The sequence below is a fragment of the Celeribacter naphthalenivorans genome (assembly GCF_020524585.1).
GTDB classification, from domain to species: domain Bacteria; phylum Pseudomonadota; class Alphaproteobacteria; order Rhodobacterales; family Rhodobacteraceae; genus Celeribacter; species Celeribacter naphthalenivorans.
This window is the reverse complement of the sequence record NZ_JAIVLK010000005.1, coordinates 237,433-250,060: the sequence shown is the minus strand read 5'-3', so window position 1 is coordinate 250,060 and position 12,628 is coordinate 237,433. Positions and strand designations below refer to the sequence as shown.

14 protein-coding genes are annotated in these 12,628 nt (G+C 59.5%); 6 read left to right on the top strand and 8 right to left on the bottom strand.

Annotation, left to right across the window (positions count from 1 at the left end; genetic code table 11):
* Window positions 1-20 precede the first annotated feature (20 nt).
* The 4 genes from LC094_RS12730 to LC094_RS12715 all read right to left on the bottom strand — a co-directional run bounded on the left by LC094_RS12730 (window position 21) and on the right by LC094_RS12715 (window position 2,480).
* The gene (locus LC094_RS12730; protein WP_226553170.1) at window positions 21-863 is read right to left on the bottom strand and encodes an ATP-binding protein; all 843 of its coding nucleotides are present in this window, start codon (window positions 861-863) and stop codon (window positions 21-23) included.
* The gene (gene tatC / locus LC094_RS12725; RefSeq protein ID WP_226553169.1) at window positions 853-1,743 is read right to left on the bottom strand and encodes a twin-arginine translocase subunit TatC; all 891 of its coding nucleotides are present in this window, start codon (window positions 1,741-1,743) and stop codon (window positions 853-855) included. The genes LC094_RS12730 and tatC overlap by 11 nt, the downstream gene beginning before the upstream one ends.
* Window positions 1,740-2,195, bottom strand: coding sequence for a Sec-independent protein translocase protein TatB (gene tatB, locus LC094_RS12720; RefSeq protein WP_226553168.1), 456 nt, complete (start codon window positions 2,193-2,195; stop codon window positions 1,740-1,742). Before tatB ends, tatC begins: the two co-directional genes overlap by 4 nt.
* A gap of 69 nt (window positions 2,196-2,264) precedes the next feature.
* Window positions 2,265-2,480 carry a twin-arginine translocase TatA/TatE family subunit gene (locus LC094_RS12715; RefSeq protein ID WP_066704041.1) on the bottom strand — a complete coding sequence of 72 codons (216 nt, stop codon included), beginning with the start codon at window positions 2,478-2,480 and terminating at the stop codon, window positions 2,265-2,267.
* A 216-nt stretch (window positions 2,481-2,696) separates the two neighbouring features.
* Here LC094_RS12715 and LC094_RS12710 point away from each other — a divergent pair, with 216 nt between their 5' ends.
* Window positions 2,697-3,023 (top strand): hypothetical protein, encoded by a 327-nt coding sequence (locus LC094_RS12710; protein WP_226553167.1) that lies wholly within the window; start codon window positions 2,697-2,699, stop codon window positions 3,021-3,023.
* A gap of 3 nt (window positions 3,024-3,026) precedes the next feature.
* Window positions 3,027-3,761: a helix-turn-helix transcriptional regulator gene (locus LC094_RS12705; RefSeq protein WP_226553166.1), complete on the top strand. Its 735-nt coding sequence runs from the start codon at window positions 3,027-3,029 to the stop codon at window positions 3,759-3,761.
* Here LC094_RS12705 and LC094_RS12700 read toward each other — a convergent pair.
* From LC094_RS12700 to LC094_RS12690, 3 genes are read right to left on the bottom strand one after another with little or no spacing between them, the layout of a single operon-like run.
* Window positions 3,758-4,840, bottom strand: a complete 1,083-nt coding sequence (locus LC094_RS12700; RefSeq protein ID WP_226553165.1) for an ABC transporter ATP-binding protein — start codon at window positions 4,838-4,840, stop codon at window positions 3,758-3,760. The two genes, LC094_RS12705 and LC094_RS12700, sit on opposite strands and share 4 nt — an antisense overlap.
* Before the next feature lie 56 nt (window positions 4,841-4,896).
* The gene (locus tag LC094_RS12695) at window positions 4,897-5,952 is read right to left on the bottom strand and encodes a methyltransferase domain-containing protein (protein ID WP_226553164.1); all 1,056 of its coding nucleotides are present in this window, start codon (window positions 5,950-5,952) and stop codon (window positions 4,897-4,899) included.
* Between the two features lie 21 nt (window positions 5,953-5,973).
* Window positions 5,974-6,753: an SDR family oxidoreductase gene (locus LC094_RS12690; RefSeq protein WP_226553163.1), complete on the bottom strand. Its 780-nt coding sequence runs from the start codon at window positions 6,751-6,753 to the stop codon at window positions 5,974-5,976.
* A 353-nt stretch (window positions 6,754-7,106) separates the two neighbouring features.
* Between LC094_RS12690 and LC094_RS12685 the strand changes: the two genes are divergently transcribed.
* The 3 genes from LC094_RS12685 to LC094_RS12675 all read left to right on the top strand — a co-directional run bounded on the left by LC094_RS12685 (window position 7,107) and on the right by LC094_RS12675 (window position 10,412).
* Window positions 7,107-8,150 carry a Hint domain-containing protein gene (locus tag LC094_RS12685; protein ID WP_319003293.1) on the top strand — a complete coding sequence of 348 codons (1,044 nt, stop codon included), beginning with the start codon at window positions 7,107-7,109 and terminating at the stop codon, window positions 8,148-8,150.
* A gap of 105 nt (window positions 8,151-8,255) precedes the next feature.
* The gene (locus LC094_RS12680) at window positions 8,256-9,863 is read left to right on the top strand and encodes a peptide chain release factor 3 (RefSeq protein WP_226553162.1); all 1,608 of its coding nucleotides are present in this window, start codon (window positions 8,256-8,258) and stop codon (window positions 9,861-9,863) included.
* A 99-nt stretch (window positions 9,864-9,962) separates the two neighbouring features.
* The gene (locus LC094_RS12675) at window positions 9,963-10,412 is read left to right on the top strand and encodes a hypothetical protein (RefSeq protein WP_226553161.1); all 450 of its coding nucleotides are present in this window, start codon (window positions 9,963-9,965) and stop codon (window positions 10,410-10,412) included.
* Window positions 10,413-10,482: 70 nt separating this feature from the next.
* On the opposite strand, the gene LC094_RS12670 is transcribed toward LC094_RS12675, so the two are convergent.
* A complete protein-coding gene (locus LC094_RS12670; protein ID WP_226553160.1) occupies window positions 10,483-10,902 on the bottom strand; it encodes an OsmC family peroxiredoxin in 420 nt (139 codons plus the stop codon).
* Between the two features lie 223 nt (window positions 10,903-11,125).
* Between LC094_RS12670 and LC094_RS12665 the strand changes: the two genes are divergently transcribed.
* Complete coding sequence (locus LC094_RS12665; RefSeq protein WP_226553159.1) at window positions 11,126-12,589, top strand: DEAD/DEAH box helicase; 1,464 nt, start codon at window positions 11,126-11,128, stop codon at window positions 12,587-12,589.
* The last annotated feature ends 39 nt before the right edge of the window (window positions 12,590-12,628 follow it).

The window sequence follows — 12,628 nt, the reverse complement described above, 5'->3', positions numbered from 1 at the left end:
CGCTATTTAGAGCCGTCGGTTCAGCCCAGTTTGACGCCCTTGCGCCCCGCCAGATCGGTGAAGAACTGCCACGCCACACGGCCCGAGCGCGAGCCGCGCGTCGCCTGCCATTCGATGGCCTCGGCGCGGAGCTTTTCCTCATCGATCTCGACACCATATTCCCTGCAATAGCCCCGGATCATCTCGAGATATTCGTCCTGAGAACAGGGGTGGAAGCCAAGCCAAAGCCCGAAGCGATCCGACAGCGAGACCTTTTCCTCGGTCGCCTCCGACGGGTTGATCGCGGAGCTGCGCTCGTTTTCGATCATGTCGCGCGGCATCAGGTGGCGGCGATTGGAGGTGGCATAGAACAGCACATTGTCCGGACGTCCTTCGATACCACCGTCCAGCACAGCTTTGAGCGACTTGTAATGCTGGTCGTCATGGCTGAACGACAGGTCGTCGCAGAACAAGAGAAAGCGATGCTCGGAGCCGCGCAAGAGGTTCAAAAGACGGGCCACGGTGGGCAGGTCTTCGCGCTGCATCTCGACGATCTTGAGCGGCAGGCCTTGGGCATTCACCGCCGCATGGACGGACTTGACCAGAGAGGATTTCCCCATCCCGCGCGCCCCCCACAACAGCGCGTTGTTGGCCGGAAGGCCACGCGCAAATTGCAGGGTGTTTTCCAGAAGCGTGTCCCGAGAGCGATCCACGCCGACGAGCAGTGAAATATCGACCCGCGACACCGTTTTGACCGGTTGCAGCGCATCCGGTTCGGTGTGCCAGACATAGGCCTCGGCGCTGTCGAAATCGGGCGCATCCATCGGCGCCGGGGCCATCCGTTCGAGGGCCGCGGCAATGCGTTTCAGGGTCTTACTTGTCATCTTCGTCAAACTCGGCAAACAGGTCTTCGTCTTCGTCCAACACGCCAGCGGCGCGCAGCTCTTCGGTGCGTTTCTTTTCCACGCGCGCCACGAGGAAGATCGAGACTTCGTAGAGGCCGTAAACCACAACGAAGAGGATCAGCTGCGTCGTCACATCCGGCGGCGTCACCAGAGCGGCGACGGTCAGAATGCCCACGACAGCGTATTTCCGCGTCGCCCGCAGGCCCCGCGCCGTCGCAAGACCGGCCTTGCCCATCAAGGTCAAAAGCACCGGAAGCTGGAAACACAGCCCGAAGGCCACGATCATTTTCAACGTGATATCAAGGCTTTCGTTGACCTTGCCGTTGAACACGATGTCGATGCCCGTGTCGGTCGAAGCCGCCGCCACATCCCCCCCATTGGTCACCAAGGCGCCGACGAAAGACGGCAGGTCGGCGAAACCAAGGAAAAAGGTCATCGCCAGAGGCACAACCACATATTGCGCAAAAGCCGCGCCCATCAGGAAGAGCACCGGAGAGGCGATCAGGAAGGGCAAAAACGCATTCTTTTCATTGCGATAGAGCCCCGGCGCCACAAAGCGCCACAGCTGATAGGCAATGACCGGAAAGGAGATCGCCAGACCGCCGACCATAGAAATGCGGATCAACGTAAAGAAATATTCCTGCGGCGCGGTGTATTGCATCACCGGGTTCGGATTGCCCAAGGCGCGCATCGACTTTTCGATTGGCACCAGAAGGAAATCGAGGATCGGGCTGGCCACGGCGAAACAGATCACCATGCCGACGACAAAGGCCAGCACGGCACGAATGATCCGCGTGCGCAGCTCCGCCAGATGTTCGATCAAGGGCGCGCTGCTGTCTTCGATATCGCTGTCGCTCATGCGTCGCCGTCCTTCTTATCGCCCGCTTCCGCGTCCAATTCGGCCTGAAGCCGCTCGGTCGCCTTTTGCGCCGCCGCATCAGAAATTTTCTTGGCCGCCTCGGCGCGTTCCGGGCTCAGCTCGTCTTTTTGCAACGTGCTGGTTTTCGGGGCTGCCTTGCCGTCAGCGGCCTTCATCGGATCCCATTTTTCAAAGGTGTCTGCCGCTTCGTTGAGCTTATCGAGGCCGAATTTCTTCGGATTCGCGGCCCCTTTAAGCGCCTCGGACGCCTCTTTCATGCCGCTCTCGTCCGCCGCCGCTTCCATCGCGCGGGAGAACTCGCGCGCCATGGATTTCGCCCGCGCCGTAAACCGCCCGAGCGTGCGGAACATGCCCGGCAAATCTTTGGGACCGACGACGATCAACGCCACGACCCCGATGATCAATAGTTCTGACATGCCGATGTCAAACATCTCGCACCGCCTTGTCTAAATGCCACGTCTTAGGGGCCAACGCCCCAACCCAAAAGAGAAAAACAGGCCTCAGACCTTGTCTTTTTCGTCCTCAGGCGTGACGTCCTTGGCGACTTGAGCGGCTTCGTCTTCGATCTCTTTGGTGCCCTCGGCCACGCCTTTTTTGAAGGACGTGATGCCTTTGCCGACCTCGCCCATGAGGCCGGAGATTTTGCCGCGGCCAAAGAGAACCAGAACCACGACGGCGATGAGCAGAAGGCCCGGAAGGCCGATGTTGTTGAGCATGTGTCTCTCCATTTTTCACGGACGCATCGGGCCCGTCACAACTCTCGGGAACTAGGATTAGGACGGAGCTTCGGGGAGGAAAAGCGCAAAATCGCGCTTGCGGCCCCGTTGCACAACATTGGCGCGAGTTGGTGGGCTGGAAATCTTCAACTGACAGGTTTATGTCAGTTGTACAGCCCCATTCTCAGATCATCGAAACCGAATCGGAGAGAAACGATGACTGACATTCAAATCCTTGAAACTGTTACCTTTCGCCTGAACAATGGCGTGAGTGACGCAGAGTTCATGACCGTGGCCCGTGGCCTTGAAGGCTACCTCGACCGCTGCGAGGGGCTCTGCGCGCGCACGCTGTCCTGCGATGAGACCGGCCTTTGGCGCGAGGATTACGTCTGGGCCAATGAGGCCGCCGCCAAATCCGCCGATGCAGGCTTTATGGCCGCGCCTGAGGCGCAGGCTTTCATGGCTCTGGTCACCCGCGAGAGCGTGAAAATGGCCCATGCAAAAGTCGCGCTCCATCGCAGCGTGGCGCAGATGGCGGCGTAAGTCATGGCAGGCGGTCGCAAACAAACCGGCATCCGGCGCAGCGACCGCCTGTTCGATCTCATCCAGATTTTGCGTGACGGCAAGCTGCACAAGGCGCGCGAACTGGCCGAGCGTGTCGAGATCTCCGAGCGCACGATTTGGCGCGATATGGCGACGCTCAAGGCCTCCGGTGTGCCGGTCGAGGGCGAACGTGGCGTCGGCTATATGATCACCGCGCCGATCACCTTGCCGCCGATGAACCTGACCATGGGCGAATTGGAGGCGCTGCATCTCGCTGTGGCCATTCTGGGCGAGGCGACGGACCCGGAACTGTCTGAAAACGCGCAAAGTTTGGCCACGAAGATTGACGCGGTTCTGCCGGAAAACACCGGCCCGCCCGCCGCCGGTTGGGGCCATGCGGTGCATCCCTTTGCCTTCGCGGACGCCCGCGCGGGCTTTCGTCACATGCCGCTGTTGCGCCAGGCGGTGCGCGAACGCAAAGTGCTCCGCATCACCTATCTTTCGCTCACGGGCGACAGCTCGACCCGGCTCGTACGACCTTTACAGCTGGACTATTGGGGACGGGTCTGGACCATGAGTGCCTGGTGCGAAAAGCGCGCGGGCTTTCGCACCTTTCGGGTCGACCGGATCGAGACCGTGATCGACACAGGCGCGCGTTTCAAAGACGAACCGGGCAAGACATTGGCCGAGTTCATCGTCTATCAAAAAGCCAATAAACCTTTTGAGGGAAAGACTTAAGCGCCTTTGGATGGAAACACGAAACACCGATCCCGGCGCATCATCAGCCACATTGCCGTGCCGGTTTTCGGCAGGAACACGGAGGGCACCGTGGCTTTCAAAACCGATCCGTCGAACTCCATTTTAAACTCCACAAGGCTCTCGCGCCCCATGAACCGCGCCCGCTGCACCACCGCGCGCGCGGGTGTGCCAAATTGCGGCGTCGGATTGGGGCCACGACCCTCGCGGTCGAAGTCGATGCGCAAGTGTTGCGGGCGGATGACGATCTCGACCTCCGCACCATCGGGCTGCCCCGGACAGAGGAATTCGCCGAAGGCGGTGGTCACGGCAAGGTTCTGAACCCTGCCCCGGATCACATTGATATCGCTGAAAAATGCCGCCGCTTTGCGGTCCACGGGGGCGTTGTAGATATTGTAGGGCGCGCCTTGCTGAACGATTTTTCCGTCGCGCATCAGAGCGATCTCATCGGCCATACGCATGGCTTCATGCGGCTCGTGTGTGACCAGCAAAACGGCGGTGTTTTCGGATTTCAACACGTCCAAAGTGCTGTCGCGGATGTCGTCTTTGAGGCGTTCGTCGAGGCCGGAAAAGGGCTCGTCCATCAACATAATCGACGGGCGCGGCGCCAAGGCGCGGGCGAGCGCGATCCGCTGTTGCTCACCGCCTGACAGCTCATGCGGGAATTTGTTGATGGCGGACAAAAGCCCGACCTTTTCCAGCAATTCCTCGACACGCGCGCGTTTGTCGGATTTGTGCCCCTTTAAGCCAAAGCTCACGTTCTCCGAGACGCTCAAATGTGGGAAAAGTGCAAAATCTTGGAACATCAAACCGATGGAGCGCTGTTCCGGCGGAACCCGAAACACGGTGTCACAGACCAGCTGCCCATCGACATAAATCTCGCCTTCGTCCTGCATATCGACGCCCGCGATGATGCGCAAAGTCGTGGATTTGCCACAGCCCGACGGCCCCAAAAGACAGGTCACCTGCCCCGGCATCACCGTGAGCGAAACATCGGACACCACATCGCGGCCCTGAAAACGGCGGCGAATGTTGCGGATTTCCAGGCGCGGATCGGTCACGGGCGGGAGCTTTGTCTGACGAAAATTCTCAACTTCCCTAGCAGGCACGCGGCCCCTTAGCAACAGCCACCGGAGGCGGCAGGCGCGCCGCTGTCCGTCAGCGTGTCGAAGGGGCTGGTCCCGCCGCAGCCCGCAAAAATGCCGTAATGGGTGGAAAAATCGCCGATAAACTCGAAATGCGACGCAAAGCGTGTGTCGGCCAGCATTTTGAAGGTGTTGCCGCAGACCGGGAAAACCCGTCCCGTTTCAATGACATGGCCACCATCCAACACAAATTCATGCGGCGCGCCGGGCACGGTGCCCTTGTAGATCACCGCCTGCCCGTAGTCCTCGCATTCCGGTTCGAGATCGAGTTTGAACAGGCGATAGGTGGCGGAAATGAACTTGATCGGGGCGACTTTGGCCTCCAACTCCGGGTTCTCGACCGTCAAGGCGCGATGCGTCACCAGACGCGGATCGGCGAACCCCGCCGCACGGGCCATATATTCGAAATCATTCCAATAGAGCGCGCCGGAGAGGCATTCGCCATAGAGCACCGGATCGGCGCGAAGCACCTCCGGCACCCTGCGGTCGGCGTAGACGTCGGAGAAATACATCTCGCCCCCCGGTTTCAACAGGCGATAGGCCTCGCGCAGCACTGCGGGCTTGTCCATCGCCAGATTGAGCACACAGTTGGACACGATCACATCGAAACTGGCGTCGTCCAACGGCAGATCATCGAGCTTTTCGATATAGCCCTGATGAAACGCGACATTGGACTTCGCATATCCAAAGCGCTCGGCATGCCAATCCTGATGACGGCGGGCCACAGAAAGTTGTTCCTCGGTCATATCGACACCGACGACAAAGCCGTCCTCGCCAACAAACTGCGCCAAGGCATAGACATCGCGGCCCGAGCCGGAGCCAAGGTCCAGAATCCGCGCACCCTCCAACACATCCGGCGCGATCAACCCGCAACCGTAATAGCGGCTCAGCACCTCGTCGTGGACGTTGGAAAGAGCCGATTTGAGCGACGCCGACAGATCATCGGGCGAGCAACAGGCGTTGGTTTTCAGGTCCTCAGATCCCTGCAACACCTTGCCGTAATAGTCCTGAACATCCGCGTGGCTCATGGCCCTCTCCCCTATCTCGTCTCAGAAGGTCGAATTGAACTGACCGCCATCCAAAAGCACGTTTTGGCCGACCATAAAGCCCGCATATTGCGAACACATGAAGGCACAAGTGGCGCCGAATTCCTCGATGGTGCCATAGCGCCCTGCGGGCACGGATTTGGCGCGCTCGGCGGTGACCTCTTCGGGCGTGATGCCGCGCCCCTCTGCCAGCGTCTTGTCCATGCCTGTCATGCGATCCGTGGCGTGGAAACCGGGCAGAAGGTTGTTCATGACAACGCCAGAGGCCGCGATCTGGCGCGACGTGCCCGCGACGTAGCCCGTCAGCCCTGCGCGCGCCGAATTCGACAGACCCAAGTGACCCAAAGGCGATTTCACCGCAACAGAGGTGATGTTGACCACCCGGCCCCAGCCGCGATCGATCATGCCCGGCACCAGTGCCTTGATCAGCGCGATGGGGGCCAGCATGTTCGAATCGAGCGCGCTGATGAAATCGTCGCGGTCCCAATCGGTCCACATCCCGGCGGGCGGGCCGCCTGCGTTGTTGACCAAAATATCTGCTCCCTCGGCCGCTTTGAGGATGGCGGCGCGACCTTCATCCGTGCTCACATCGGCGGCGACCGTGACCACGGTGACGCCAAATTCGTCGCGAATCTTCTGGGCCTCGACCTCAAGCAATTCGGCCCCCCGGGCGTTCATCACCAGATCGACACCGGCCTCAGCGAGCGCCCGCGCACAGCCGAGGCCAAGCCCCTTGGAGGACGCGCACACCAGCGCCTTTTTGCCTTTGATACCAAGATCCATTCCCGTCTCCTTCGCGCTGTCGCAATCTGTCTTTGATCACGTTTGTAGCGTTCCTGTTTTTCAAGAACCAGCCTCGTCTTGTTCATCCTTGCGTGAGAGGCCCGCACCGAGCATGTCGCCTCACCGCTTTGCCAGAAATTACACCAGTCCCGCCCAAATCATGCCATTGTTTCAAAGGAGATTAGAAATGTTAAAGATCAACACCCTGTGATGCGTGCTTGTCGGTTGACTCTATGTACATTGACCGTGAGGTCCGGCATATTGAGCGCCTCGAGAGACCTGAATACGCGCCCTATGCCAGAGCGTCGGAACAGGGGTGGTAGGTCAAGCGTCACGGGGGGTCGGAGCGCAGAATGACAACGATGGGGAACGGCATTTCCATGTCCCGACAAGCGGATGGTCAGACCGGCCTGCCGCTTCAAAGCCTTGCGGTCTACTGCGGTCGGGATTTTCGTGTCACCAACGGGGTGAACCTCGGAGACGGCCTGTCTCATGCCTCCGAAATGGAACTGGCCGACAATTACCAACTGCGCATAACTGCCGCGCGTGGACGCCTGTCCGTCATGGTCGAAAATGACAAGCTGAGCATCGCTGAGGGCTCTGAGCTTGGTCACGTCTCGCATGCTTTGCATCTCGATTGCGTCGCAACCTTCATGGCCGCCTCCGGGGGCACAATCGAAGTGCTCGTGATCGTGGAAACCGATGCGAACGGCTTGATCGAAGAGACATTTTTCCTGCCCTTCGCGCCGCTCAACCCGGATCTCGAATATGCGCTGGTCAAGATCGACGAAGACACCGCGCGCACCCGCCTGTCGGATGTGGCCTGTGTCGCCTTCACCCGCGGTACGCGGATCACGCTGGCCAACGGGATGCAAAAACCGATCGAAGAGCTGGCCGTCGGCGATAGGGTCCTGACCCGCGACCATGGCCCAAAAGAAGTCCGCTGGATCGGCGCGCAAACGGTGCGGGCGACCGGCGCCTTTGCCCCCATCGTGATCAAAAAGGGCGCGTTGAACAACGCCCACGATCTCGTCGTCTCGCCGCACCACCGGATTTTCATCTACCAGCGCCGCGACGCGGTGCGCGCCGGACGGGCCGAGGTTCTGGTCAAGGCCAAGCTCCTCGTGAACGGCCAGAATGTGATCCAGGCCGAAGGCGGCTTCGTGGATTATTTCCAAATCCTCTTCGACAGCCACGAGATCATCTATGCCGAGGGCATCGCCGCCGAAAGCATGTTTGTGGATGGGCGGGTGAAGTCCTTCCTTCCTGCGGATATTCAGGCGACACTTTCGCCTGAGCATAGCTATGCCGAAACGCCGCGCGCGTTTGAGCTGCGGGACGGCATGCTGGAACCCTCTGTGGCGGCGGATGTGTTGCGGTCTGCGTCGGGGAATTGAGTATTTCTGACAGCAAAGGAAACAGGGCACCGCACATCGCACAGGTTCTGTGTCATGCGTCTTTGCCCATTGCCGGGAATGCCGCCCGCGCGTATATGAACGCGCATGTTGGATCGCTCGCATAACGCCCCCGAATTGCCGCCGGAGATTGCTCGTCGCCGGACCTTCGCCATCATCTCGCACCCGGACGCCGGTAAGACGACGTTGACGGAGAAATTCCTGTTGTACGGGGGCGCGATCCAGATGGCCGGTCAGGTGCGCGCCAAAGGCGAAGCGCGGCGCACGCGCTCGGACTTCATGCAGATGGAAAAGGACCGCGGGATTTCCGTGTCGGCCTCTGCGATGTCTTTTGATTTTTCGGGCTATCGGTTCAACCTTGTCGACACCCCCGGTCACTCGGATTTTTCCGAGGACACCTACCGCACGCTCACCGCAGTGGATGCGGCAATCATGGTGATCGACGGCGCGAAGGGCGTGGAAAGCCAGACGCAGAAACTCTTTGAAGTCTGCCGGATGCGCGATCTGCCGATCCTGACGTTTTGTAACAAGATGGACCGCGAAAGCCGCGATACGATTGAGATCATTGACGAAATTCAGGAAAACCTTGCGATTGACGTGACGCCCGCCTCTTGGCCGATCGGTGTCGGGCGGGATTTCTTGGGCTGTTATGACGTGTTGAACGACCGTCTCGAACTGATGGACCGGGCCGACCGCAACAAGGTGGCCGAGAGCATCAAGATCGAAGGATTGGACGACCCGAAACTGGCCGAGCATGTGCCCGCGCATCTGCTGGAGCAGCTCAAGGAAGAGCTGGAAATGGCGCGCGAGCTGTTGCCGCCGTTTGACCGTCAGGCGTTCCTCGACGGGACATTGACGCCGATCTGGTTCGGCTCCGCGATCAACTCCTTTGGTGTGCAGGAACTGATGGACGGCATCGCAAAATTCGGTCCCGTGCCGCAGCCACAAAAGGCCACACCGCGCGCGATCAGCCCCGATGAGAAAAAAGTCATGGGCTATGTGTTCAAGGTTCAGGCCAATATGGACCCGAAACACCGCGACCGCGTGGCGTTCGTGCGTTTGGCCGCCGGGCATTTCAAACGCGGGATGAAACTGACCCATGTGCGCTCGAAAAAGCCGATGGCGATCTCGAACCCGGTGCTGTTTCTGGCCTCCGACCGGGAGCTGGCCGAAGAGGCCTGGGCGGGCGACATCATCGGCATTCCGAACCATGGGCAATTGCGCATCGGTGATACGCTGACCGAGGGCGAGGACATTCGCGTGACCGGCATTCCGAGCTTTGCGCCTGAGCTTTTGCAAGGTGTGCGCGCGGGCGATCCGATGAAAGCGAAACATCTCGAGAAAGCCCTCATGCAATTCGCCGAAGAAGGCGCCGCGAAAGTGTTCAAACCGGCCATTGGCTCCGGCTTCATCGTCGGCGTTGTCGGCGCGCTTCAGTTCGAAGTGCTGGCCAGCCGGATCGAGTTGGAATACGGGCTGCCTGTTCGATTTGATGCATCTCAATTCACATCTGCGCGCTGGGTGACCGGTCCGAAGTTGGAATTGGACAAGTTTATCAACGCGAACAAACAGCATATTTCCTATGACCACGACGGCGATCCGGTGTTTTTGACACGCCTGCAATGGGACATCGACCGGATTGAGCGCGATTACCCGGAGCTGACCTTGTCCGCGACAAAAGAGATGATGGTGTAATCAGCTGCGATTTTTTGCCGACCTGCCAGATGGGGATTCCCATCCTCTGGCGGGTCGGGTAGCCTCTCGCCCAAACGCACAACTATGAAAGTAATAGTGATGAGCCCTGTAAGCCGCCTCGCCTTGACTGCAGGCATGACCGCCAGCCTGACCTCCACGGCCCTCCCCGTCTTCGCGGAGGCGTCCGGCTGGGATCTTTTGCAAGGCATCACGATTGACGAGGTGGTCACCGAGACCACCTATGAGGTCAAAAAGGGCTTTCCCGAGCGGCTGAAAAACGGCGTGAAGGGCATGGAGCTGACGGGCTATGCCGTGCCTCTGACACCGGGGGCCGACATCAGCGAGCTGATCCTTGTCTCCGACATGGGGCTCTGCCCGTTCTGCGGCAGCGGCGAACACGGCGCCTCTGTTCAAGTCAGCCTGAACAGCCCGATCCAAGGCCTCGAAGAAGGCGCACGCGTCACCATCAAGGGCGATATGATGCCGGTTCTGGACCCGGAAACCTGGCAAGCGGCCGTGCTTCAGAATGCCGTCATTACCGGCTCCTGAAGCCCCTCCAATCCATTGATATTATTCGAAAAACGCCGCCCCGCAAGAGGCGGCGTTTTGTCGTCGAACGTCAGAGAATGTCCAAATCCATGGTGATCTCACAATCCAGAAGTTGCGAGATCGGGCACCCTTTTTCGGCCTTCTCGGCGGCCGCTTTGAGCGCGGCCTCATCCGCCTCTGCCGAGAGTTTTACATCGAGATGGGCGCGAACCACTTTCGGGCCATCCTCCATCGAGAGAAAGATGGTCGAGCGCGTTTCGATTTTATCGGGCACGATGCCGTCCTCGCCCAAAATATTGGACAGAGCCATCGAGAAACACCCGGCATGCGCGGCGCCGATCAACTCCTCCGGATTGGTGCCCGGCTTATCCTCGAAGCGCGTGTTGAAGCCATAGGGCTGCTCAGAGAGCGCACCGCTTTGGGTCGAAATCACCCCCTTGCCTTCTTTCAAACCTCCACGCCATTCGGCGGTCCCGTATTTCTTAATCATATCGCGGCTCCTTTTCCTGAGACGGTGATGTGGGTGTCTTGGATAACGAAATGCCCAGCCGAAAGGTTCCTTGAGGGGCTTTAACTCCGAAAATTCAGCATTCCTTGACCTTTTTGTGATTGAAGCGTATGAGAGCGCCCAAAGACGCCTCGGCAATATGGCCGGGCGGGCCGCGCGGGGTTTTGCGGCCACTTCACAGCCGCAACATCGCGAAAGGTACAATTTGACCAAGTTCACCGATCTCAATCTCGCCCCCAAAGTTCTCAAAGCCATCGAAGATGCTGGTTACGAGAGCCCGACCCCGATTCAAGCTGGCGCCATTCCGCCCGCGCTTGAAGGCAAAGACGTCTTGGGCATCGCCCAGACCGGGACGGGCAAAACCGCCTCCTTCGTTTTGCCGATGATCACCAACCTGGCCCGTGGCCGGGCACGTGCGCGGATGCCGCGCTCTCTGGTGCTCTGCCCGACGCGCGAGCTGGCGGCTCAGGTGGCCGAGAATTTCGATCAATATACCAAATACATGAAGCTGACGAAGGCGCTGTTGATCGGTGGCGTGAGCTTTAAGGAACAAGACGCGCTGATCGACAAAGGCGTCGACGTGCTGATCGCCACGCCCGGTCGTTTGCTCGACCATTTCGAGCGCGGCAAGCTGATCCTTTCCGACGTGAAAGTCATGGTGGTGGACGAGGCCGACCGGATGCTCGACATGGGGTTCATCCCCGACATCGAACGCATCTTTGGCCTCACCCCCTTCACCCGTCAGACCCTATTCTTCTCCGCCACGATGGCACCGGAGATTGAGCGGATCACCAACACCTTCCTCTCGGCCCCTGCCCGCATTGAAGTGGCGCGTCAGGCGACCTCTGGCGAAAATATCGCGCAAAGCGTGGTGATGTTCAAAGGCTCGCGCCGCGACCGTGCGGCCAGTGAAAAACGCAAACTTCTGCGCGCGTTGATCGACGCCGAGGGTGAAAAGCTGCAAAACGGCATCATCTTTTGCAACCGCAAGACGGATGTCGATATCGTCTCCAAGTCTTTGAACAAATACGGTTATCAGGCTTCGCCGATTCACGGTGATCTGGACCAGAGCCAACGGAACGCTACGCTGGAGAAATTCCGCAATGGCGAGATCAAGATCCTTGTGGCCTCTGACGTCGCCGCACGCGGGCTTGACGTGGCCTCCGTGACCCATGTGTTCAACTTTGACGTGCCCGGCCATGCCGAGGACTATGTGCACCGCATCGGCCGCACGGGCCGCGCCGGGCGGGATGGCAAGGCGATCATGATCTGCGAGCCGCGCGACGAAAAGAATTTCGCCGATGTCGAAGCGCTGATCGCCAAGGAAATTCCGCGTCTGGAGAACCCGCTTGGGACCGTGGCGGATGAGACGCCTGAGAGCGATGAGACCATCTCCGAAAAACCGAAACGCACGCGCTCGCGTCGTCGTCGGTCGGACAAATCGGATGAGGTCAAAACCGCGGATCAGGCAGACGAATCTCACCAGGATCGCAGCACCACGCCGCCGAAATCTGAGACCAAACCGGAGCACAAATCCGACCACAGCTCAGATCAAAAGCCGCAACATCGTCGTGGCCGTGGCCGCAAAGAGGATGACAAGGTCGTGGGCCTTGGCGACCACCTGCCCTCTTTCATCGCGCTGAGCTTTGAGGAACGTCAGGCGGGATAAGTCTGGCCGACCGGAACCCGAATTGAAAAACCCGCGCCT

What these genes read in the sequence shown, in the direction of transcription:
- LC094_RS12730 (WP_226553170.1), bottom strand. Translation starts at nt 863, where the DNA reads ATGACAAGTAAGACCCTGAAACGCATTGCCGCGGCCCTCGAACGGATG.
- tatC (WP_226553169.1), bottom strand. Translation starts at nt 1,743, where the DNA reads ATGAGCGACAGCGATATCGAAGACAGCAGCGCGCCCTTGATCGAACAT.
- tatB (WP_226553168.1), bottom strand. Translation starts at nt 2,195, where the DNA reads ATGTTTGACATCGGCATGTCAGAACTATTGATCATCGGGGTCGTGGCG.
- LC094_RS12715 (WP_066704041.1), bottom strand. Translation starts at nt 2,480, where the DNA reads ATGCTCAACAACATCGGCCTTCCGGGCCTTCTGCTCATCGCCGTCGTG.
- LC094_RS12710 (WP_226553167.1), top strand. Translation starts at nt 2,697, where the DNA reads ATGACTGACATTCAAATCCTTGAAACTGTTACCTTTCGCCTGAACAAT.
- LC094_RS12705 (WP_226553166.1), top strand. Translation starts at nt 3,027, where the DNA reads ATGGCAGGCGGTCGCAAACAAACCGGCATCCGGCGCAGCGACCGCCTG.
- LC094_RS12695 (WP_226553164.1), bottom strand. Translation starts at nt 5,952, where the DNA reads ATGAGCCACGCGGATGTTCAGGACTATTACGGCAAGGTGTTGCAGGGA.
- LC094_RS12690 (WP_226553163.1), bottom strand. Translation starts at nt 6,753, where the DNA reads ATGGATCTTGGTATCAAAGGCAAAAAGGCGCTGGTGTGCGCGTCCTCC.
- LC094_RS12685 (WP_319003293.1), top strand. Translation starts at nt 7,107, where the DNA reads ATGACAACGATGGGGAACGGCATTTCCATGTCCCGACAAGCGGATGGT.
- LC094_RS12680 (WP_226553162.1), top strand. Translation starts at nt 8,256, where the DNA reads ATGTTGGATCGCTCGCATAACGCCCCCGAATTGCCGCCGGAGATTGCT.
- LC094_RS12675 (WP_226553161.1), top strand. Translation starts at nt 9,963, where the DNA reads ATGAGCCCTGTAAGCCGCCTCGCCTTGACTGCAGGCATGACCGCCAGC.
- LC094_RS12670 (WP_226553160.1), bottom strand. Translation starts at nt 10,902, where the DNA reads ATGATTAAGAAATACGGGACCGCCGAATGGCGTGGAGGTTTGAAAGAA.